Consider the following 23,018-nt stretch of genomic DNA (forward strand, 5'->3'; position numbering starts at 1 on the left):
CTCACACGCTCCAGGCCTAGCACACTGGCAAAGCACTGCGCGAGCGCGTGTTCGAGCGAGGTGCGCGGCGCGATGTAAGTGTCGAGGCTTTGCCATTGCGGATCGGGCAGTGCCCGGCGATCGAGCTTGCCGTTGGGCGTGAGGGGCAACGCGTCGAGCACGACGAAGGCCGAAGGCACCATGTAGTCGGGCAGACGCGAGGCAAGATGCTCGCGCAAGGTGCTTGCATCGATCTCAGCCGTTCCGGTGACGTACGCGACGAGTTGCTGATCTTGCGCGTCCTGCTGCCGCGCACGTGCGATAACAACGGCTTCGCGCACCGCCGGATGGCTGGCGATCTGAGCTTCGATCTCACCGAGTTCGATACGGAAGCCGCGGATCTTGACCTGATGATCATTGCGCCCAAAAAACTCGAGGCTGCCGTCGCGTCGATAGCGTCCAAGGTCACCCGTACGATAGAGGCGAGCGCCGGAAACGAACGGGTCGTCGATGAAACGCTCGGCGGTGAGTTCGGGCCGGTTCAGATAACCGCGCGCCACGCCCGCACCACCGACGTACAGCTCGCCTACCGCTCCAACAGGCGCCAGTTGACCCTGTGCATCGAGCAGATAGATCGTCAGATCAGGAATACGCACCCCGATCGGGCTGTTGCTGTCAGTACAGTCTTCGCGAGTCAGCGGCCGGTAGGTCACGTGTACGGTCGTCTCGGTGATGCCGTACATGTTGACCAGCCGCGGGTTCTGGTCCGAATGTCGCGCGTACCACGATTCGAGCATCGAGGGATTCAGTGCCTCGCCGCCGAAGATCACGTAGCGCAACGCAGTCGAAGCATCGTTTGCTTCCTGCGCCTGAATGAGGGCGCGAAAGGCGCTTGGCGTCTGATTGAGAACGGTGACGCCCTCCCGGCGAAGCAAGCGAAGGAAATCGGGTGCGAATCGGGCCACATGCTGCGGTACGATCACCAGCTTTCCGCCATAGCGCAGCGCGCCCCACAACTCCCAAACCGAGAAATCGAAGGCGAATGAGTGGAACATGCACCAGACATCGCGCTCATTGAAGCCGAACCATTCCTGAGTCGCGCCAAACAGGCGCACGATCTGGGCATGCTCGACCATCACGCCCTTAGGCTTGCCCGTGGAGCCGGAGGTGTAGATCACATAGGCGAGGTGTTGCGGGGCGACAGCCGTTTGCGGATCGTCTTGTGGCAGCGAGCCGTCGAGCGATGCATTGGGGTCGAGCACGCTCAGCGCTCCGGTATCTCCCAGCGCTTCACGGCCCGCGGCATCTGCGAGCAACAGCCGTGGTGCGGAGTCGGTGAGGATGTGGCTCAGACGCTCGCCCGGATACGCCGGATCGAGCGGCACGTAAGCGCCCCCGGCCTTGAGGATTGCGAGCAGCGCGACGACCATGCCGATGCCGCGCTCCACGCACAGCGCCACACGATCTTCCGGATTGACGCCTTGCGCGATCAGATGATGCGCAAGCTGGTTGGCGCGGGCATTGAGTTTCGCATAGGTGAGCGACTCGTCTTCGAAGACCAGCGCGATTGCTTCGGGTGTGCGTTGAACTTGTTGCTCGAAGAGCTGATGGATGCACAGATCCGCAGGATAGGACGCACCCGTGTCGTTCCACGTTTCGACGAGCAGGGTGCGGGTCTCGGGCGGCAGCACGTCGAGCTGGTCCACCGGCGTCTGAGGCGCGTGCTCGAGCGCCTGCGCGAGGCTCGAAAGCGCCTGCTGCATGTACCCGCACAACTGCTCGGGCGACAAAGGCGCGATGGTCTGCGCGGTGAGTCCGAGGCTGTCGCCGTTGTCGTCTATTGAAAGGGTCAGCGGATAGTTGGTGCGCTCCTCGGCGCTGAGTAGCTCGATGCCGTCGAAGGCTTCGAGTTCATTTGCCGAGCCTTGATTGTGGCGATAGTTGAGCAACGCGCTAAAGAGCGGCGCGGGGGCGGCCACGCCACTGCACCGTTGAGCAAGCGCGAGCGGCGCATGCTGATGCTGCAGCAGCGCTGCGAGACGCTCATGCGTGTGACGCGCGCTATCGGCGACCGAGGCGTCGTTCACATCGAGGCGGATCGGCAGCGTATTGATCAACAGTCCGAGGGCCTGATCCACGCCCGCCTGCATGCGCCCGAGCAGCACGGTGCCGAACACGATGCGTCCGTCGAAGTCGACTGCACTCCCGGCACTGAGCACGCGCGCCCAGGCGAGATGGCAAAGGCTCGCGAGACTCACGCCGAGCTGGCGAGCCTGGGTGCGCAGGCCGGTATTGAGCGACGCCGGCAGTGTCAGGCACGCTTCGGCGACGGACGAGCCGTCATGGTGGACGTCGGTGAGCCCGAAGGGCAGCGTGGGTTCGCTCACATCGGCGAGCATGTCGTGGAAGAAGGCTTCATGCTTTTGCTGACTCGTACCGAGCCGCGTCTGTGCGACCAGATCGCGGAACGGCTGAGCCGCGCCAAGCGAGTGACCCCGACCGTTGAGGATCGCACCGATTTCCGCATGCATCACTTCCAGCGTCGCATGATCGCCGATCAGGTGATGCCAGTTCAATTGCACGAGCCAGCGCGCGTTTTCAGATTCGCGCGCAATCGCGATTCGCAGCAACGGAGCCTGAGTGAGATCAAGGCGTTGCGTGCGTGCATCGAAATGGCGCGCCAACTGCTCAGCAGCGTGGCCGTCTGTGATCGCGATCTCCGTAATCATCACAGGCGCGTTACGCCAGACCACCTGAGCGGACGAGCTGAGCCCATCGTGGATGAAGGCGGTGCGCAGGATGTCATGCCGCTCGACGACCTGTTGCAAGGCATCGAGCCATGCATCAAGACGTGCGCGGCTGTCGAAGGCGAGGCGCGCCGTTTGCAGATACGGATCGCCTTCGGTGCTCAGCATGTGGTGGAACAGGATACCTTCCTGCAGCGGCGCGAGCGCGTAGATGTCTTGCACATTGGCGAGGCCGCCGGGCACCTGCTCGACGATGCGATCGATGTCGGTTTGCGTGAGCGCGCTGAGTGGCAGCATCGCTGGCGTAAGCGCGGTGCAGCCGGGCGTGATCGCATTGGGCGGCACGACGATGTCGGGCTTCGGCGCGCTGTCTTCGAGCGAAGCCGCGAGCGCGCTGAGCACGGGCGTGGCGAACAGATCACGCACGCTCGTGTGCAAGCCGATGCGGCGCAGACGCTCGATGAGTGTCACGGCGAGCAGCGAGTGCCCGCCGAGGGCGAAGAAGTTGTCGTGGCGGCCTACGCGCTCGAGGCCGAGCAACTCGGCCCAAAGATCGGCGAGTGCGATTTCGGTTCGACGTTGCGGCGCTTCAAAGGGACGCATCGCGAAGGCATCGGCTTGCGGGTCGGGCAGTGCGCGACGATCGAGCTTGCCGTTGGGCGTCAGCGGCAGCGCATCGAGCGTGACGAAGGCCGAAGGCACCATGTAGTCGGGCAGACGCGAGGCGAGATGCTCACGCAGCGCGCTGGCGTCGATCTCGGACACCAGCGTGACATAGGCTACGAGTTGCTGATCCTGCGCGTCATGATGTCTCGCACGCGCGATGACCACTGCTTCGCGCACCGCCGGATGGCTGGCGATTTGAGTCTCGATCTCACCGGGTTCAATACGGAAGCCGCGAATCTTGATCTGAAGGTCATTCCGCCCGAGGAACTCGATATTGCCATCGAGACGATAGCGCGCGAGGTCGCCGGTACGGTAGATGCGTGCGCCCGGAACGAACGGATCGTCGAGGAAGCGCTCGGCGGTGAGTTCAGGCCGGTTCAGATAGCCACGCGCCACGCCTGCACCACCGATGTAAAGCTCACCCACCGCGCCCGGAGGCACCACTCGACGCCGCGCATCGAGCACATAAGTGCGCGTGTTGGCGAGCGGCTTGCCGATGACGGGCTGCGTCTGTTCAGTCGTAATCTCCGCGACGGTCGCATCCACCGTGCATTCGGTCGGGCCATAGACGTTGAAAGCGCGCATCTGTTCGGCATGCGCCAGACGGTTCCAGGTCTGTGGCGTAAGTGGTTCGCCGCCCACGAGCACCGTCAGGGCCGACTGCCTTTGTTCGAGCAGACCGGCGGAGAACATCGATTCAAGCTGAGTCGGGGTGCAGTCGAATACGTCGATGCCAGCGGTATCGAGGAATTCGATCAACGCCATGGCATCGGTGCGCACGTCTGCGGAAATGAGGACCAGCCGATGCCCGCTCAGCAAGGCGGTGAGGTTTTGCACAGAGGCATCGAATGAGATGCTGGCGTTCAGCGTGACGCTGGAGTGCGGGGCACAATGTGCAAACACCGTCGAATGCAATGCGTGATGCAGATTCAGCACATGCCGATGCTCGACCATCACGCCCTTAGGCTTGCCGGTGGAACCGGACGTGTAGATCGTGTAGGCAAGATGATGCGAGGCGAGGCCGGGCACAGACGGATCGTCCTGCGGCAGTGCGTTATCGAGCGCTGCATCGGGATCGATCACGGCGAGCGCGCCGGTATCTCCAAGCGCTTGACGACCCGCGGCATCGGCGACCAGCAGCAGAGGCGCCACATCGCTGAGGATGTAACTCAGTCGCTCGCCCGGATAGGCCGGATCGAGCGGTACATACGCGCCTCCGGCCTTGAGGATCGCGAACAGGGCGACAATCGCGCCGATGCCTCGCTCCATGCACAGCGCCACACGATCTTCCGGACGCACGCCCAGCGCGATCAGATGGTGCGCGAGCCGATTGGCGCGCGCATTGAGTTGCCTAAAAGTGAGCGACTCGTTGCCGCCGACGAGCGCCACTGAATCGGGCGTGAGTTGAACCTGTTGCTCAAAGAGCTGATGAATGCATAGGTGCTCGCGATAGGGCGCGGCCGTGTCGTTCCAGCGTTCGAGCAGCGCCTGTCTCTCGGGCAGTACGAGTTCGAGCGCATGCAGCGGCGCATCGGGATGCTCCAGCGCCTGTTCGAGAAAACGCGTGAAGCGGCGCGCATGTGCATCGACGGCTTCGGGTGAATAGAGCGACGGGTTGGCGTCAAACATCAGATCAATCCCGAGATCGTCTCCCTCGTCGTGTACGATCAGCGCGAGATCATCAGGTGTTCCATAGAAAGAGCGATTCAATCCAATCCGGCAGCCGGCGAAATTAAGCGCAAGGCTGTACTCGGGCATGATGTTCACGGTGGGACCGAAGAGCGGCCTGTCGGATTCGATGCGTCCTACATCGCGTCGAATGTCTTTGACGCGATAGCGCTGATGACGCAAGATCCGGCGACTCTGCCGGGCAACCTCTCCGAGCAGCTCGATGATGCTTGTGCTCTCGCCGAGAGCCGCGCGCAGCGGCAGTGCATTGGACAACATGCCGGGCACATTCCGCGCCAATCGTCCCACCCGGGCCGTGACCGGAAAGCCGAGCACCACCTCGGGCTGTCCGCTCAGACGCGCGACATAGGCGGCCATGACCGCCGTCATGAATTGCGGCCACGTCGCGCCGTTGCACTCGGACACTTGCCGCAAACGCCTGGTCGTGTCCGATGACAAACGTATCTGCGCGATCGCCTGTTGGGAACCGTCCGCCTGGATCGGCTCGCGTGCCATGCACTCGGCAAGAATCACCGGCTCGGGGCAGTCCGCCAGATAGTCGCGCCAGAACTGCTGATCGCTCTCGACGGCGCGCGAAGCACGATAGGCAGCATCGTCATCGAGTAGTTCGGCAAGCCGCCCCCAACCGCATGGCGCGGGTTCCCGTCCTTCGGCCAGAGCCGAATAGACGGCCGCGAGGCGCTGCGTGAAAAGAAAGAATGAAAAGCCGTCGAACGCAATGTGATGAATCCGTTGAAACAGGAAGAACCGTGTAGGGCCGGCCTGGAAAAGCTGGAAGTCGAACAGCGGGTAACGGCCGAGATCGATGGCTGTGGCAAGCGCTGCCTTCACGTCCCGATCGATTGCCTCCACAGGGTCGGGCGCATCGCTGACGTCGGTTATCCGAAGCGTGAAGTCTTCAATTTCGTCCGGCACCACCTGACGCGGCATGCCATCCGTGATCATCAGGCGAACGTGCATGGCTTCCGTCTCACCGACCGTGTGCCGCAAGGCCGCCTGAAGCGCCTCGACATCGAGCGGGCCGATGATCTCCGTCAACTGCGCCAGGGTGAAGCGCGGATCACGCAAATCGAGCTGCTGTCGAAAGAAGATGCCCGATTGAGCGGGAGCAAGAGGGAAGCTGAGCATGACATCAATCCATATGTGGGAGCACGCAAGTGCTCTTAAAACCGATGGTCAAGGACATCGTCACCAAAGACTTGTGGAAGAAGTGCACGGTTGCTCGTGCGCTTGTCCACCTGGCCACGGATCCTTGCGTAGCTATCAGACTGTCAGACCTGACTGCCGTCGATATTCGGCTTGCGAGAGCTCTTGCATTCGACACAGCAGGCTAATCCAATGCGATCAGGATGCGCCGGTTGAATTACGGTCGAATTAGAGGCTGTCGCACATCGATGGTGAAAAGGCGATGCAGCGACAGACAAGAGGTGATCACACGCCCGGACCGCGGCACGTTTCAGACGACATCTGTCACGGATTCACAATGCGGGAAAGAGAGCCCAGTGCGACAAACGCTCTCATTCGAAGCGCGAGCATGAGACTTCCCTGTGCGCGGATTACGTCCTTCACGGCCGGATCGCTCAAGGATCCGATCCGGTTTAGCGGAGTGCGAAAGCAGTGTGCCAGTGTGATGCCGAACTCGGTATCTGCTGGATCGACGCCATGCCACCAGAACGGCGGTATATAGAGGACGTCGCCGGGCTCGAGTGTTGCTTCGAATTTCGTCAGCGCTTGATCCGCGGGGAAGAAGCGCGCCCGATCGTTCATATGATGGAGATTGGACCTAATCGGCCCGGCATACGCTTGCCAATTTTCCTTGGACAGCTTGAACATCGATATGCGTTTCGAGGCGAGAATCTGCGTCGTCAACGTTTCGTCTGTCGTGTGGTAATGCCACTCCGTCGAGGCGTTCCGATAGATGAAGAGACGGTCGCGCGCATAGGCGCGAGGCGGCAAATCCCGGTTCGCGCTGAGAAAATCATAGCCGCCGATATCGGCTTTCCACTCGGGTGGAATAGGCAGGGACCGAATTGCAAAAGTTTCGTCCGGAGCGGCGTTGCGAAGGCACGTGATGGCTTCGTCGAGGCGGTATTTCGGAAGGTTTTGATGCCAAAGACCCGCCGGGCTGGCGTTGAACGTGTCCGAAACTCCCACTTGATGATTCGTCAGTGCTTCGAGATATCCCTTTGTCCCCCATTTGCTAAGAGCGGGCCAATTCGAAACAGCATTTCTGATTACGATGGGCTGCTGAGGGCAAACAAAATCGTGCCAGAACTTTTCATGCCCGAGCTTTTCATTGCCTATGGACGGAAGCTCTACAGCCCGGCCTGGAACGAGATCGATAACCTTCACGATGCGCTTTGCCATTTAATATCCCCAGATCAGGTTCAATTGGATCGCAGATCGATCCATTGCGCATCGATGTAGTCCAGACATTGTGTGCGTGAGCCGCTCGGATGCTCCACTTCCCAGCCAGTCGGGACTTTGAAATAAGCGGGCCAGAGCGAGCGTTGGCGCGATTCATTAATCAAGACACAGAACGTGCCTTGTTCGTGGTCAAATGGGTTGTCCATGCTGTTGCTCCCTTCGTTCGTGTCGGTTGAACGAAATTTAGGCGCCGAGAGTTAGCAATGAATTAGACGTCGCGTAGAGATGCCGGTCGCGCCAAATGTGGCGCGTCCTCGATGCGGCGGGTGCCTTGTGCAAGACATGAGGAGTGCCTCGCTATTAAATATCGGCTTTGACTTCGGAGCAAGGGAAATCGAATGTTGCTGCGTTGGGTCGCGATCCGGCTCTTTATCGGCGGCCGACACTTGCCGAGTTTTTGTTTTCGATTCAGACCATCTTGTTTGTGGGGCGCAATGACCCGCAGAGACGGACGAACGGGAGAATGTCGCAAAGAATCACCAAAAAGCAGCCTGCGATAGTCGTCGCGATTGGCATTGGTGACAGTCCTTTTCCGACTAAAGCGTCTAGAGGCATTGAACGCGCCCCGGATAAAAATAAAACATTCAGCAGACGAAAATTAATTTTCTATATCAGTGCTTCATTAGTATCCAACAAGTACGTTTCGCACATGCTTGATTTGATTTGCTAGGAGACGAGGGAGATAGCCGCGAGCGATCGTGGTGATGGTCAAGGAGAATCGGGTCCTGATTAAGTGTGACGTGAAAGCGCGCGAACATGAATCGTCCTTGTGTGTCGATGCGCTCGTACTTGGCCCTTCCGACGTGCCGGGTACCGAAGAGTGGATTCGCGCCGTCTCACGGTTCGCCTTGAATTGCTCGATTGTTGGAGATACGAATTCCTATTGCTCTACAGAAGCGTTGGCTCGCTGAGATGCGTGTGCTTCGACAACGCGATGGATGAATCGCAACTTTTTCACTGCAGCGGGAGCTAGCGCGAAGGGATAAGGGTCCGGCATGCCAAGACTTCGGTTCAGGCTGTTCATCGCATAGGTTAGCGGGTACCACTGCTTCATCAATAGATCGAAGCTTGGCGGACCAGGCAGAGCTTCCGCAGCGAACATCGGGTCTTTCGGGTTCTCGGGTGTCATGCTGATTCCACACGCCCGCGCGGTGCCGATGGTGTCGACCATGTGCAGGTAGTGCGCCCAGGTCTCCGCCCAATCCTCCCAGGGATGCATCGTCGCGTACGCGCTGACATGGGTTGCGCCCCAGTCTGCCTTCGCGCCTTTCTTATAGTGACGTGTCAGTGCTTCGGTGTAGTCGGCTCGTTCGTCCCCGAATAGCGCCCGAAATTCGTTCAAGTGGGTCGTGTCGGCAATGAGCCTGTCAAAATAGTAGTGTCCGATCTCATGTCTGAAGTGGCCTAGCAACGTTCGATATGGTTCGCGCATCGCTACGCGCACTCGTTCCCGACGCACATCGTCCGCCTCGGCGATGTTCATCGTGATCAACCCATTGTCATGGCCAGTCAGTACGTTTTTGCCACGACGGTTCTCGAGAAACTCGAACTGAAGACCGGTTTTAGGATTGTCTTCACGCGTATCGACGCGCAACCCCAATACAGAAAGCGTGTAAAGCAGGCGGCGCTTTGCCGCCTCCATCCTGAACCAGTAGTATCTCCGCCGACGCGCTTTCAGATTCGGGATGACGGATGTCAGGCGGCAAGAGTGACATAACGGGTCGACGGAGTCGCACGGCACCATCCAATTGCACACTTTTTCGACGGCGTAGTTATGACACGGCTTGTAACGGACGCCGCCCTTCGAGGGGCGCACTTCCCAAAGACCGCCCTTTACCTTCGCGAATGCGCTCATCTCGGCGATCTCTGGAATGAACCCGAGCAGCACCCCACACCGTTCGCACTGGACGTTTTCGAAGAAGATCAGATGTCCGCAGTTGCTACAGTGAAACGTCTTCATAGCGGACGAGTCGTGAGTGACGTCCGGGCCGACATGAGGATCATGGCACGGGCTCGCATATCACCTCGAACGCAACCAGGGCCGCGTCGCCGAATGTCATGCTGATCGGCACGTCGGTCGCATCGCGGCCACGTGCCATCAGCACGCGACCGGTACGCGGTGCGTTATTGCGAGGATCGAACGTTTGCCACGAGTCTCCGAGGTACGCCTCGAACCATGCGCAAAAGTCCTGGGCCGCGTAAGGCGGCGGGAGATTGACGTCGCTGATATAACCGGTGCAGTACCGCGCAGGAATATTTATGGCGCGGCACAGTGCGACCGCCAACTGGGCGTAATCGCGGCATACCCCGATTCCTTCCTGGTGAGCTTCGAAAGCCGTCCTGGTGGGCCGTGCTGTCTTGTAGTCGAACTTGATATGGGAGTGCGCATAGTCGCAGATGGCGAGGACCCGAGGGCGGCCCGGGGGAAGACCGCCGACCAGCGCCCAGGCTACGTTCGACAACAGATCGGTTTCGCAGTAGCGACTGCCCAGCAGGAACTGAAGGCAGTCGTGGGGAAGTTCTTCGACCGGATGCTGGTTATCTTCAGCAGGATACGTTTCCGGAGTGTCTGGTACGTCGAGCACTCCTTCGGTGGCGACCACCAACGACCCCTGAGAGGGGGTGACGATGCGCGTGCACAGGTTGCCAAACGCATCGTAGTAGTGCGTGAACGCCACTGGCGGGTCGAACGATATGCGGTCGGGCACGATCACTCTGTCCGCCATCGATGGATGCGTGTTCAACATGAGCACCGCAGGCGTCGCTTGCGAACAGGAGTAGGTCAACTGGAAGCCAACGCGGAGTTTCATGGGACGGGCGCTCAATGCTATGTGTCAAATCGGGCCCGCGGTTCTCTTGCGGGTTCAACGGTAAATCAACAGGGGCTCGGTGCCTCGGCTTCGTCGAGGGTAGTTCTTCGACTCCGGATTCGATCGGCTGTCGGACCAGAGTACGCCCAACAAAAACTTCCAACAGCAACTATCGCCAACGTGCCGAGGGGGACTCTCGCTGGGTCTGTCCCGGACGACTGTTGAGTACTTAGTGGAGAGCCCCCACCGGTTAAGGCTTCTCGAGCACCCGACAAATTCCAACTTTGATCCGGATGTTCGAATTGGGTACAAACAGAGCAAAAGGAGTGGTTCAGGAAGGCGCCGGCGCGTCACGATCGGCGGGCAGTGGATCGTACACGGACTTGGTCATGCTGAGCGTGCCTTTGCGGAGTCGAAGCGTTGATCGCGGTTTTGGACCGATGGGATGCCGGAATCGGTCCACGTCGCGCGTTCGAAAATAGTTCGCGACAATCGCGCCGAATGCGCCCACACTGTGAGGCGTGGCGATTGCCTTCGCGATCGTCGAAGTGGGAGCAACATGATGGCAAAGGGTCAAGCGCGTAGTAATCGAGAGGCAAAGAAGCCCAAACAGCCGAAGAAGGTGACTTCTCCCGCGGAAGCCGTGTCCTGGACGACGACCTCAAAAGGTACTGCAGCCAGCGCACCCAGCAAGAAGAAATAGCAGTCACGCGCGCGTAAGCGGGTCAATCTCTCTCCGCGCTGGTCGGAGGGACGAACTACGGACACGTACCCGTCTCCATCCGAATCCAAATTGACCCGTGCTGTCGCTGATGCCTGGCGGTGCACGCTTGCTTGCGCCGATAACCGATCGACGAAGCGGCCGTCCATCGCGCCTCTTTCGCAACCCATCGCTTCGACAGGCGCAACGACATCGCGTTGCGCGCACGGGCGTTCGAGAATCAGCTTGCGTCGCGCGGGAATTGCGCGCATTCTCAGGAATGTCCGGTAGGCGCGGACGAGTCTTCTGTGTCCACTCTGCCGTAGGTCGATCAATGCAGCTGGGGCAGCGTACCGGGTGCATTGCGCCATGATCACGGATGTGATCTTTGCGCGCATCGTTCATACCGCTTGTTTTTCTTCGACGGCAATTTGCCGAGCCCCCAGGGCGCTTACCGAACCTGTTCAGACGCTGACACCAAGGCACGGGCGGGGACGGTGACGGACGACCTGCAAGCCTTACATCTGGAGGAAGCATCTTCCGGACCGTAATCCCTTTTCGTCGCACTCTTGCATTGGAACAACCATGTCATCCCACATCAAAACGAACGCACCCCCGCCGGTCAGGGAAAGCGAACACGCCGTCGCGCAGAAGTCGCGCGCTTCAGCCCTGGAGCGTGCAGACGCCGAGCGCGCTCAAGAGCGGCGCATCAACTACGCTCGCATCGATGTTGGCGCGAGCAAGTGGCGCTACGTGAGTCCTTCGGCTCAATGAGACAAAGTTCTGTGGCACTCAGCTTTCCCAACCCGAGCCGCAGCTACGACCCTGCACGACACTGTGTGTGCTTTTGGGGCTACGACAATGCGCGCGAGATTTCCTTTCTCGTTGACGATGCGATGCTCAAGAAGCTGACTCCCGGCATCGGCCCTGGTGAACCCGCGCTGCTCGCGGCATTCGACCATAACCGCGACCGAATTCTGGGGCTTGCCAAGAACCTTTATACCGGCGGTTCTCAGAACCGATACACGATCTCGTGAGCAATCCGGATAGTTTCGGAAAGCTATGGTGAAGCGGTCGAAGCCGGCCCATACTGAGTTCTGTCGAACTGATTGGGGATGTTATGTGGACGTGCATACGGTGCGAAACGAAGGTACTGGATGCCGATGCCGTACCTGCAATCGATAGCTTTGGGTGCTATTTTCTATGCAGAAGTTGCTTGAGGCGTAACACGCTGATCAAGGCTGCGAGCACCGGCACAACGGTGCTAATACAGGCACCCGACAAAAAGCCGCGATGGGTTGCCCGGAACGCACTGCTATTTCCCTGACGCATCAGCTCGGCGACGTAACGAACACCTCGTCGGAGCGAAGCGAGGACGGATGGATGACTGCTGTACCGCTCCCTTTACTGCGCGATGCCGCAGTGCGTGCCGCGCACCAAGCCCCTGAAGTTCTGTGAAGGCGACACTTAGGCGCTGTGCCAATCAGTACTGCGTGAGCGTTGCCGTCCTGATACCGTTGCCTGAAAAAGCTGCTTTCTTTGGTTACTTTCTTTGCAGCAGCAAAGAAAGTGACTGCCGCCCCGCACAGGCGGCGAGCTAATAGACCAAGACAAAGCAAGTTCCATCGAAGCGCAGAAACATCAGACGGCGTATAGCGGCCCCCGAGCGCCACTGTCGACCGTCCCCGCGTCGACAGCTTCCAGCACGAGCCCGAAGAACGCATCGGCATGTTCCGGATTCAGCCACCGAACGATCGCCGTCATCCGTCGCTCGGGCTCGATCCACATGAACGAACTGCCCGCGCCGATCGCGAACCAGCTCGATGCGGGCACGCTCGGAAAGACGCGCTGCTCGTGATTGAGCCAGACGAGGTAGCCATAGAACGGCGCAATCGCGCAAGGCGTGCGCATGCGCGCGAGCCACTCGCTCGACAGAAGGCGCCGGCCATTCGCCATGCCGTCGTCGAGCAGCATCTGCGCGACCTTCGACTGATCGTTCGCGCTGATCGACAGTCCGCCGCCCCAGTGCGTCCCGCCCGGCACGGACTGCACGCGCCGCCCGTCGATCTCGACCCACGCATGGTCATAGCCCACCCATTGCCACTGCTCGCCCGCGCCCACCGGACGCATGATCGCCTCGCGAAACACCTCGGGCAGCGGCCGGCCGAACAGATGCAAGAGCGCAAGCGACAACTGGTTGATCCGCACGTCGTTGTATTCCCAGTACGTGCCGGGCGTCCGCAACGCACGTAACTCGCCTTTCTTGCCGTCCGGCGGCTCGCCGAACGTGACCGCGCGAAAGTGGTCGGCCTGATCCGGCAGGCCGAAACACGTGCCTTGCCATTCGCTCGTCTGCTGGAGCATCTGCGCCCAGGTCACGCTCGCGTTGTGTTCATCGTCGAAACCGATGCCGGGCACCCGCCGGCAAATCGGCTCGTCGACGTCCGGCAGCAGGCCGCGATCGTGCGCAACGCCCGCGAGCAGCGCGAGATACGTCTTCGCGATGCTGAAGGTCAGGTCCGCGCGGTCCGGCTCGCCCCATGACGCGAGCACGCGTCCGTCGACGGCGATCGTCCCCGACACCGGCCCGCGGTCGTGCACCGGCCCGAGCAGTCGGTTCCACGGCGGCGGGTCGTTCGGATGCACACCGAACACCCCGTCGACGCTGCGATCCCACGTCGTTTCATGATCGATTGCGAATTGCACTGCGCGTTGAAGCTCATCGTGTGGCATGTCTTGCGATTCCATTTGAATTCAGGGCGAAGTTCAGTGCGCGTTCAGGCGCCGGCGCGCCCACACGAGCGTGAAGAGACTGATGACCGCCGCGAGCATCAGATAGAAGCCGGGCGCGAGATTGTTGCCGGTCGCTGCGATCAGCGACGCCACCGCGAGCGGCGTAAAGCCGCCGAACACCGTCGTGCCGATGTTGTAGCCGACCGCCATGCCGGTCGTGCGCGTGCGGGTCGGAAACAGGTCCGACATCAGCGCTGGAATCGGCGCGAAGTAGGTCGCCTTCAGCACGGCCACCCAGATCACGGCGGCAAGCAGCGTCGCAAGCGAAGGATGCGCGTTCATGAACATGAACGCCGGGTAGATCGTGACGAAGAAAAGCGAGCCCGCACCGAGCATGATGCGCGTCCTGCCGACCTTGTCCGACCAGTGGCCGACGAACGGCGTAAGCACCATCACGATGAAGCCCGCCACGAGCGTCGCGATGAAGCCGTAAGACGGCGCGAGCCCGAGCTGGCGCGCGGCGTAGGTCGGCATGTAGAGCAGCATGTAGTTCGCCGTGGTCGTCAGCACGAGCGAGCCGATCGACACCAGCAGGCGTTCCTTCTGCGTCGCGAGCACTTCGCGGATCGGCGAAGCGGAGCGCTCGGTGCGCTCGAACTCGGGTGTCTCGTCGATATGACGGCGGATGTAGAGCCCGATCGGCCCGATCAGCATGCCGAACAGGAACGGAATGCGCCAGCCCCAGCCTTCGAGCTGCGGCTGCGTCAGCATGCCGGTCAGCACGGCGCCGAACGCGGACGCGAGCAGCGTGCTCGCGCCCTGGCTCGCGAACTGCCAGCTCGACATGAAGCCGCTGCGCTTCGGTGCATGTTCGATCAGGAACGCCGTCGAACTGCCGAACTCGCCGCCCGCCGAGAAACCCTGCAACAGCCGCGACAGGAAGATGCCGATTGGCGCGAGGACGCCGATGGTCGCGTAGGTCGGCATCAGCGCGACCATGCCGGTGCCGAGCGTCATCATCGCGATCGAGAGCGTGAGCGATGCCTTGCGGCCACGACGGTCGCTGTACGAGCCGAGCACGAAGGCGCCGACCGGCCGCGCGAGATACGAGAGCGCGAAGGTGCCGAGCGTCAGCAGCAGCGAGACGGTGCGGTCGGTCGTCGGGAAGAAAAGGTGTGAAAGCGTCGAGGCGAAATAGCCGTAGACGACCAGGTCGTAGAACTCGAGCGCATTGCCGATCGATGTCGCGACGATCAGACGCGACATGCTCGTATGACCGGTGCTGGTTGCGCCGGGGCGCGCTTCGGCGGCGAAGTCAGTGCTCATGGCTGTGCTCCTTCGCGATGGCTTTCGTCGGCAGGCCGCGGGCGTCGCCCAAATCCCAGAAGAGGCCCGCCATCATGCAGAGCCCCTCGCGCGCGACGGAACCGAGGAGGTGCTCGTTCGGCGCGTGCTGCGAGCAGCCGGGGTAGGAGTGCGGCACCCAGAGCGTCGGCATGCCGAGGATGTCGGCGAAGACGTCGTTCGGCAGCGTGCCGCCGAGATTCGGAAGCAGCACGGGTTGCTGGCCGGTCGTCTCGTGCAAGGACCGCTGGGCCCATTGCACCCACGCGTTGTCGGGATCGACGCGCGTCGCGGGCATGCCGCGCTCGACGTCGATTTCGATCATGTGAAAACCGTGCGCATCGAGATGGCGACGTACGATCGTTTCGAGCCGCTCCCAGTCCGTACCGACGACAAAGCGGATCTGCATGTGCGCATAGGCATGCGGCGGAATCGCGTTGACCGGCTTCTCCGGATTGCCCGTGCGGAACGCCAGCACTTCGAGATTGTTCCAGCCGAACACGCGTTCGGTCGGCGTGAGGCCGGGTTCGCCGTAGTCGGTGTCGATCTCCGGCTCGCCCGGATTGCCGCCCACTTCGATATCCGCGAGCGCACGGCGCACGGCCGCAGGCACGGGTGGCGGACGCAGCCCTTCGACCAGAATGCGGCCGTTCGCATCCGCCATCGAAGCAATCGCGTTCGCGAGCACCACGCCCGGATTGCGCAGCAAACCGCCCCAGTTGCCCGAGTGGTGGCCGCCTTCGCGCAGCCGCACGTCCAGCCGGAAGTTCACGACGCCGCGCGAGCCGAGAAAGAGCGTCGGTCGGTTCGCGGCGAGTCGCGGGCCATCTGAGGCGATCAGCACGTCGGCGGCGAGTTCGTCGCGCAGTTGCGTGCAGAGCGCATGCAGCCCCGGCGAGCCGACTTCCTCGCCGGTCTCGAACAGCACCTTGAGATTGAAGCCGAGCCGGCCACCGCGTGCTTCGAGCACTGCGGCGAGCGCGGCGAGGTTGATGCCGTGCTGACCCTTGTTGTCGGCTGTGCCGCGGCCGTACCAGCGGTCGCCGTCGACGGTCACGCGCCACGGCGAGAGTCCTTCGTTCCACTGCGCGTCGTAGCCGCGCACGACGTCGCCGTGGCCGTAGGTCAGCGCCGTCGGCAGGTCGTCGGATTCGTGGCGACGCGCGACCAGGAACGGCCCCGCGCCCGCCTGCGGGTTCTCGACGACGCGGCATCGAAAGCCGAGACGCACGAGCGCCGGCGCGATTTCGTCGTCGAGATAGGCGTGCAGAAGCGCGCCGCTGTCCGCCTCCTGACTCTCCGTGCGCAGCGCGACGCGCCGCGCGAGGTCTTCGAGAAAACGGCCGGAATCGTAGCGATCCGCCGCGTTTTGAATGGCCGACTCACGTGTCACATCGTTCTCCGGTGCGGCGCGCACGGGGGCGCGCAAGGTTCGAATCGAAAGCGATGCGCCGATCTTGCTGTCGCCGATATTTGTGGACAATCACAATATTTGGCAGATATCGTTGCCGAAAAGGCAAACCGGAAGAGCCGCCCACATGCAAAGCACCGCGCTGCGTTATTTCCTCGAAGTGGCCCAGAGCGGGTCGCTGTCCCGGGCCTCGGAGAAGCTTTTCGTGGCGGTGTCGGCGTTGAGCCGGCAGATCGCGAAGCTGGAGGACGAACTGGGCACGCCGCTTTTCGAGCGGCGTCCGCGCGGGATGGTATTGAGCGAAGCGGGGCGCCTCCTTGCCGCGCATGCGCGACGCAGCCTGCTCGAAAACGAGCGCGTGACCGGCGAGATTCGCGGGCTGACTGCGGACGGCCGCGCGACGATACGCGTCGCGAGCTCGGAAGGCGTCGCGCGCGATTTCCTGCCGCAAGTGTTCGCGCGCTTTCTGGACACGCATCCGGCCGCGCATTTCCAGCTCGACGTGATGGCACCGTCGGTCGCGACTCAGCGGGTGCGCGAGGGCGCGTCCGATATCGCGGTGTGCTTCAGCCTCGCGCCGGAGAAGGACGTGACCGTGGTCCATTCGCAGCGCGCGCCGATCTTCGCGCTGATGCGGCGCGGGCATCCGCTCGCCGCGCGCGAATCCGTGACGCTCGCGGATCTCACCGCGTGGCCGCTCGCGATGTCGGGCGAGGGCGTGACGATCCGGCAGTTATTCGATATCGCGTGCAGCCTCGAAGGGCTCATCTTCGAGCCCGCGTTTACGAGCAACTATCACGCCGCGTTGCAGAGTTTTGTGCAACGCACCGACGCGGTGACGCTCACGGGTTATCTGACCGTGCGCGGGAGGCTGGAATCGGACGGGCTTGCCGCCATTCCGATCAGCAACGTCGAACTGCATCAGCGCACCCTGCAGGTCCAGACGATGGCCGGGCGAACCTTGCCGCAGGCGGTCGAGGCGTTCCTGTCCCTGCTCACGCGCGCGATTCACGAGCCGGCGCTGATCGACTGAAGCGGCGCGCGATCGATACACGGGAACCACCGCTGTCCACATCGTGTCTCGACGTGATCGGTGCGGCGCATTCCGCGTGATGCGACACGACGCAGCGGCGTGCCGCAAACAGAACCGGTGTCATTCGACGCCGGTGGTCAACTCGGGGGGACGACCATGAGTAATGTGCTTAGCGACGGTATCGTGCGCATCACCAGCCAGTCGGGAGCGGTGGCCGACCTGCCCGGCGACGCGCTGCGGTGGGAAGAGCCTTTCGAGGACCCCGAAACCGGCGAACTCGTGCATCTCGCGACGATCGCGGCCGAAGAGTTCCAGGGCTCCGCCGACGACCTGATCGTCCTGAAGCTGACGGAGACCGAGAGCGGGGGCGTGCAGGGCGGCGAAGTCACGGTGGAGCGCAACGACGGAGGCTATGAGATCGATACGGAGGATCTGATCGTGACGCTCGAAGACGACCTGGATATCGGCGACGCCGACGATTAGCGCGTCGGCGCGGCCGGTCCCACGCTTCAGCTTCCGGCGCCGATCGCGAGCGCGTCCTTCATTGCGTGGCAGGCAGCGGTACTCTATGGCGGCAGTCATTAACGGCTGTGATTTCGGGAAGAGGGCGGTCGACATATACGGGGTTACGGCACCGCCTGGCGCAACTTGAATACCGGGCCATCTACACACATGTACTCGGTAACGACCGCCCACGGATTTCACGTTTACGAACACCGGGCGCCAGGACGGCTGAGGACCGCCGTCGGGCGTGTAAATCCATAGCTGCCGGGATCCATCGGAAAACAAAACCTTGCCGGTAGGCAGTATTAGCATGGCGTGACGAAGGACGGCGTATTCGCGAGATTGAGATCTGCGCGCGCCGGCGAGACGGGCGTGATCGTGTTCGCGGCAGCCTGAGTTAGCGGCTCAAACAGTCCGAGTGCGGGACTGGCATCCGCGGCAAGCAGCACATGACCATTTTTTCGCATTACCTCTGCGGGTGCGTCCGCCGCGCCAAAGAGCACCGGGGTACCGGACACAGTGCCGGTAACGTCGGGTCCGGGCGTCAAGGTATTGGTCGCGGCCTAACACAAGGCGATATGGCAGGTGGGGCCCACCGCAAAGATCTGCCCTTGGTTTCCAAAAGCAGTCATATGAAGTCACGTTGACGCTTGACGACGGTCAGGTAATAACTGCGCAACTCCGCAGGCGGCCGAGAGTCTTCAATTTGGCGCTCTGACGATAGCGGGGACGCACTGTTGGACCCCGGCGCCCTCATTAGTGTCGCATACGTGTTCGGCGCGATAGCTGGCTCGGATTTGGAAGTCGGACCTATCCGGCGACGGCACTTGGCTTCTACGCGGGCTGCGTAGCTTTGGTTCCGCGATGGACACGTCCCCTTCACTGGTTGCTTTGCTGGAGGGAGGTCAGCATCTTCTCTCTTCTGTAAGCTGGTTCTAAGCCTAGCGGCAGCGTCTCAATGCATTATGCTCGCGTGGTCTCGATGCAGAGACGTCGCGAAGCGTCCGGGTCGAAGAGCAAGACTGCAAGCGGGGGTTCTGTTCTAAGTCGGCAATCTGTTGGGTCTGCAATCGACGCAATCGGCTGGCTTTCGAAAAGAATGCAGCAGAGGGTTGCCTAGCCTATAAAGCACTTGAATGATCAAGAACAATAAAGACACAAGATGTCCGGGCGGCGTCCTTCCACGACGGGGTATCAGACGACTCCGCTCCGATGCGGGTAGCGTGACGCTGGAATTCATTGTTTTGCTGCCGTTTCTGATCATGGTTCTGGTCGGGATCATCGATGGCAGCTTGATTCTCTATGACAAGGCCGCGCTGACGAACGCAGCTCGCGCGGGCGCAAGAGCAGGCACCGTACTGAAAGTGCCGCCCCTCACGACCTCGCAGATCGCTTCCATCGCGATCGCCAGTGCGCAGGGTAGCCTAGTCACGGGCGGCACTCCACCTTCGCCGACCGTCACGGTGACGCAGCCTAATGGAACGATCTCGGGCAGCCCACTCCAAGTAGCGCTTTCGTACACCTATCATGGTCTCTTGCTCGGCTCCGCTTTTAGTGCCCTTACCGGTCCGATCGTGTTGAGTGCGACCGCCGTCATGAACTATGAGTAGCGCATGGCTCTTCGTTTGATATGGTGTCAAGGAGCGGCTAATCGGCGCCGCGTCGAACGCCTACCTTCACACCGATGCAGGAGCGGTATTTCTCATCGTCGTCGCCAGCGCGGGTCGATGAGCGTAACAATGCTTTTCTCTTTGTTTGCGGCGTTGGCGGTAGCAGCGTTCGCGATCGACATCGGGCGGGCATATGTTGTCCGGGCCGAATTGCAGAACGCTGCTGACGCCGCCGCACTCGCGGGAGCCGCCTCTTTGCTGCCCGGCAACCCAAACCCTCGTTGGTCTACTGCCCAGGCCAATGCCGCGAGTGCGGTCGGCTTGAATAGCTCGGACGGTGTCAAATTGACGACTGCATCAGTACAAAGCGGATTCTGGAATCTAACGGGTAGCCCGGCTGGAATGCAGCCATCGACGATAACGCCTGGAGCATATGACAATCCGGCGGTGCAAGTGACTGTCGCGCGCGCGACGGGGCTCAACGGTGGCGCCGTTCCTTTCTTCTTCGCGCCGCTATTCGGCGTGAAGAATGGCCCCGTGACAGCATCCGCTGTCTCCGTGGTGTCTGCGCCCGGCTATGTTGGCCCCAGTGGCCTATTTCCCATGGCGATCAGTAAATGCATATATGACCAATACTGGGACGCAACGACCGGCGCCCCGAAGGTGGATTCGTCGACCGGACAAGGCTTTACATTCCAGTTCGGTAACGGCCATACCTACGGGGGTTGCGATGCGGGACAATGGACCTCGTTTCAGACAGACAACAACGACGTCCCTACTGTACGTGGACTGATCAGTGGCGGAAACCCGACCGGGCTGAGTCTTGGCGATTCGATCTGGATCGAGAACGGCATCAAGGCCACCATTTATGATTTCGTTCCCACCAATGCTGACGTACTGATGCCCGTGGTGCAGCAGGTCACATCGTCGACGACGGCGATTGTCGGTTTCGCTGCATTTCATATCGATTCTGTGAACAAGAGCAGCAAGTATGTCCAGGGCCACCTTATTACGGGATTCAAGATTACCGCGAGCACCGGGCCGAGCGGCCCGTACTACGGCGCTTACGTTCCTCCGCGTTTGGCTCAGTGAGGTCCAACCAGACTGCGTAGTTCGAAGCAGGAAAACCGGGGACCAGCGAATACTCCACGAAAATGAATCCCGTGACCGGCCCAGCATGCACTTGCAACTCGTTCGAGGCGTCCTGACGAGGCTTAAGCCGGCATCATCCGATCCGCCGTCAGCAACTGTCACAACCTGTTGTGGCCCGCGCTCTCCGATGCAAACGCGTGAATAACCGTTGGAGTTGGACACTGACGTTGAAACGGAGGTAGGTCGAAGGGCCGAAGGCAGTTGCGGATTCAACTTGTCGATGCAACAGATCGATGAAATCGCTTAGCCGCTTGTCCGAACAACAAAGATAAGTTTGGCTTCTCGAAATCGAAGAATAGCAACTAACCGTCTAGAAAATCAACGTTTTACAATTGACACCGTTCGGGCGACACCGAGGATGCCAACGGCCAACCAGTTCGGCAGTGTGGACTTGGAGTCGCGGTGCAAGGCGATACGCGATCTTCGGAGAACCCCGTTGCGAAGCCCGCTCAAAGACGACGGCCAAAATCCGACGGGGTCAACTCAACGTTCGCAGATGGATGGGCGAGCGCCTTGCGTGCCGCGATCGCGGCGATTCGCTGGTAGCCATCGCCGAAGCATTTGAGCGTGCGAGCGTCGCTTGCGCCCGGTTCAAGCCAGAAATACGCTTCGAGCGCCTCGAGGGTGACCACGCACTCGACTGAGCCGTTCGCTTGTACGAGGTCGAACGCGACACCGCGGCGATTTGCGAGGATGCGGGGTCCTGCCGCTGCGGCTTCCATGAATAAGCTGTGTCAATTGAGTTAGGCGAGTGTTCGAACGCTGGCCCGCGGAATAGCACTCGAGGCCGACACGTTGCTACCAGTCGATACGGTGCTTGTCTTCCGTTTCCCGATGCCGCCGGTCATCGTCGATATGCAGGTACAGGCTGGTCGTGGTCAGCGAAGCATGACCCAGATTGTCACGAACGAGCCGAAGATCAACCTTTTGATCGGCCGTGTGCGAGCCGGCGCTGTGGCGCAACCAGTGGGCCGATGCTTTCTCCAATAAGTCTGCACGCGCCGAAGCGCCATCTCGCTCGCGCAGTCGCGCAGCCGCCTTCGCAAAAACGTCCTTGACGATCGCGCGCAGTCCGGCGCGCGTCAGCGGCGCGCATGTCTGTGCCCGGTCATTGGCTGCGGTTGCGCCAATCGGCAAAACCAGCGGCGTCTCTTCGTTGGGTGAGGGCAGTGCGCTCAGGCCCAGTTGCTGGCGGTAGCGCGAAAGCTCCATCATCATCTCGCGCGTCGCGGGGACGAGTCGCTCCTCTCACCTTTGCCGTGAGAGGTCAGCCACCAGCGAAGGGCGCCGTCGGCGTCGCGCCGCACGAAAAACTGGCCCATGGTGTTCGCGCCAACTTCAGCAATACGCAACCCGCCCGGATACAGCAGGGTGAACAGCCACCGCACCCGGTAGGCATGCGCACGCGCGCGATCGCTATCGCGCGGAAGCGCGGCGATGGTGTCCTTGACCTCCTGCCAGAGCCCTGGCTCGAGATAGCGGGTGATGCGAGCAGCGGCGTGCTTCGTGCGTTGGCGGGATAGGGAAAGGGGATTGCCAGCAAGATAGTCCGCCTGCGCGAGCCACGCAAACAACGCGTTGAGAATGACGATCGCCAGGTATTCGGCTACGCTTTGACTTCGAGGCAAGTCCACAGGGCAAATTGTGGTTCTAGGAATCAACGCGCCTCGTCGACGAACACGAATTATTTATTTATATAGTCTTTCAGCGCCGATCTAAACGAAACCATTGCGCGACAATCTAAAATTTTCGCCTCCGAAATAAATTCTGCGATCTGTCGTGTTTCTTCTGGTGTTTATCGAGATCGCGCCTATGCTTCTAATCGGCGATCACGCCTCCAGTTTCAGCCCTTTAGGGAGATCGCGCAGCGGTTAACGGTCTATACCTTAAGGAGGCTATTATGCGCCATTCCTTGCCTTACTTGCGTGCCGCTTTTAATAAACCTGGGGCCTGGGCTGCAGTCTCTGCGCTCGTCGCTTTCGGGTCAATCATGAGCGCGAATGCAACGACAAACGATCAAACGACATTGATCGGTGTTGGCGGCTCCGCGACCGGTTCTTCTTTCGATGGTTGCGTATCTACACAGGTGTTTCTAGCCGTCTCCGCGCAGGGGTCCCGGAACCTAAATCAAAATGTGGTTCGTCAGTAAAAACTGTGGGTCGACGGAGGCTCGGGTAGTTTTCCAAGTGCATGATAAAGCGCGATTTCTGTCG

At 61.0% G+C, this 23,018-nt stretch carries 16 protein-coding genes and 1 pseudogene; 6 read left to right on the forward strand and 11 right to left on the reverse strand.

Going from position 1 to position 23,018, the window contains the following annotated elements; genetic code table 11:
• The 6 genes from AWB81_RS31495 to AWB81_RS45930 all read right to left on the reverse strand — a co-directional run.
• Positions 1-6,209: non-ribosomal peptide synthetase (locus tag AWB81_RS31495; RefSeq protein ID WP_062640955.1), on the reverse strand; the 6,209-nt coding region annotated here is incomplete at its 3' end.
• A gap of 342 nt (positions 6,210-6,551) precedes the next feature.
• Positions 6,552-7,448 carry a cupin-like domain-containing protein gene (locus tag AWB81_RS31500; protein WP_062640957.1) on the reverse strand — a complete coding sequence of 299 codons (897 nt, stop codon included), beginning with the start codon at positions 7,446-7,448 and terminating at the stop codon, positions 6,552-6,554.
• A 20-nt stretch (positions 7,449-7,468) separates the two neighbouring features.
• On the reverse strand, positions 7,469-7,654 hold the full coding sequence (locus AWB81_RS31505) for an MbtH family protein (protein ID WP_062640959.1): 186 nt from the start codon (positions 7,652-7,654) through the stop codon (positions 7,469-7,471).
• Between the two features lie 734 nt (positions 7,655-8,388).
• Positions 8,389-9,468 (reverse strand): zinc-binding metallopeptidase family protein, encoded by a 1,080-nt coding sequence (locus tag AWB81_RS31510; protein WP_062640961.1) that lies wholly within the window; start codon positions 9,466-9,468, stop codon positions 8,389-8,391.
• Positions 9,469-9,508: 40 nt separating this feature from the next.
• A complete protein-coding gene (locus AWB81_RS31515) occupies positions 9,509-10,318 on the reverse strand; it encodes a transglutaminase-like domain-containing protein (RefSeq protein WP_062640963.1) in 810 nt (269 codons plus the stop codon).
• A 573-nt stretch (positions 10,319-10,891) separates the two neighbouring features.
• Positions 10,892-11,290, reverse strand: coding sequence for a hypothetical protein (locus AWB81_RS45930; RefSeq protein WP_159938963.1), 399 nt, complete (start codon positions 11,288-11,290; stop codon positions 10,892-10,894).
• Positions 11,291-11,603: 313 nt separating this feature from the next.
• Here AWB81_RS45930 and AWB81_RS31530 point away from each other — a divergent pair, with 313 nt between their 5' ends.
• Together AWB81_RS31530 and AWB81_RS31535 are read left to right on the forward strand one after the other, a co-directional pair.
• Positions 11,604-11,792 (forward strand): hypothetical protein, encoded by a 189-nt coding sequence (locus AWB81_RS31530; RefSeq protein ID WP_062640970.1) that lies wholly within the window; start codon positions 11,604-11,606, stop codon positions 11,790-11,792.
• Entirely contained in the window at positions 11,789-12,055 is a 267-nt protein-coding gene (locus tag AWB81_RS31535) for a DUF1488 family protein (protein WP_062640972.1), read from the forward strand. The genes AWB81_RS31530 and AWB81_RS31535 overlap by 4 nt, the downstream gene beginning before the upstream one ends.
• Positions 12,056-12,659: 604 nt before the next feature.
• Here AWB81_RS31535 and AWB81_RS31540 read toward each other — a convergent pair.
• The 3 genes from AWB81_RS31540 to AWB81_RS31550 are packed head-to-tail and all read right to left on the reverse strand — an operon-like array spanning position 12,660 to position 16,488.
• A complete protein-coding gene (locus AWB81_RS31540; RefSeq protein ID WP_062640986.1) occupies positions 12,660-13,751 on the reverse strand; it encodes a serine hydrolase domain-containing protein in 1,092 nt (363 codons plus the stop codon).
• 33 nt (positions 13,752-13,784) lie between these two features.
• On the reverse strand, positions 13,785-15,077 hold the full coding sequence (locus AWB81_RS31545; RefSeq protein ID WP_062640974.1) for an MFS transporter: 1,293 nt from the start codon (positions 15,075-15,077) through the stop codon (positions 13,785-13,787).
• The gene (locus AWB81_RS31550; RefSeq protein WP_062640988.1) at positions 15,067-16,488 is read right to left on the reverse strand and encodes a M20 family metallopeptidase; all 1,422 of its coding nucleotides are present in this window, start codon (positions 16,486-16,488) and stop codon (positions 15,067-15,069) included. Before AWB81_RS31550 ends, AWB81_RS31545 begins: the two co-directional genes overlap by 11 nt.
• A 145-nt stretch (positions 16,489-16,633) precedes the next feature.
• On the opposite strand from AWB81_RS31550, the gene AWB81_RS31555 reads away from it, so the two are divergent.
• The 4 genes from AWB81_RS31555 (at position 16,634) to AWB81_RS31570 (ending at position 20,745) form a co-directional block, all read left to right on the forward strand.
• A complete protein-coding gene (locus AWB81_RS31555; RefSeq protein ID WP_062640976.1) occupies positions 16,634-17,539 on the forward strand; it encodes a LysR family transcriptional regulator in 906 nt (301 codons plus the stop codon).
• Positions 17,540-17,695: 156 nt separating this feature from the next.
• Positions 17,696-18,022, forward strand: a complete 327-nt coding sequence (locus tag AWB81_RS31560) for a hypothetical protein (protein WP_097189796.1) — start codon at positions 17,696-17,698, stop codon at positions 18,020-18,022.
• Positions 18,023-19,179: 1,157 nt separating this feature from the next.
• Positions 19,180-19,653 carry a TadE/TadG family type IV pilus assembly protein gene (locus tag AWB81_RS31565; protein ID WP_062640980.1) on the forward strand — a complete coding sequence of 158 codons (474 nt, stop codon included), beginning with the start codon at positions 19,180-19,182 and terminating at the stop codon, positions 19,651-19,653.
• Positions 19,654-19,770: 117 nt separating this feature from the next.
• Complete coding sequence (locus tag AWB81_RS31570) at positions 19,771-20,745, forward strand: TadG family pilus assembly protein (RefSeq protein WP_062640982.1); 975 nt, start codon at positions 19,771-19,773, stop codon at positions 20,743-20,745.
• A gap of 509 nt (positions 20,746-21,254) precedes the next feature.
• Here the strand turns inward: AWB81_RS31570 and AWB81_RS31575 are convergent.
• Both AWB81_RS31575 and AWB81_RS31580 read right to left on the reverse strand, forming a co-directional pair.
• Positions 21,255-21,527, reverse strand: a complete 273-nt coding sequence (locus AWB81_RS31575) for a DUF1488 family protein (protein ID WP_062640984.1) — start codon at positions 21,525-21,527, stop codon at positions 21,255-21,257.
• A gap of 76 nt (positions 21,528-21,603) precedes the next feature.
• A pseudogene (locus AWB81_RS31580) lies at positions 21,604-22,400 on the reverse strand (tyrosine-type recombinase/integrase); the annotation flags it as partial.
• Between the last annotated feature and the right edge of the window lie 618 nt (positions 22,401-23,018).

Origin of the sequence: Caballeronia arationis (genome assembly GCF_001544975.2) — a bacterium.
Taxonomy (GTDB): domain Bacteria; phylum Pseudomonadota; class Gammaproteobacteria; order Burkholderiales; family Burkholderiaceae; genus Caballeronia; species Caballeronia arationis.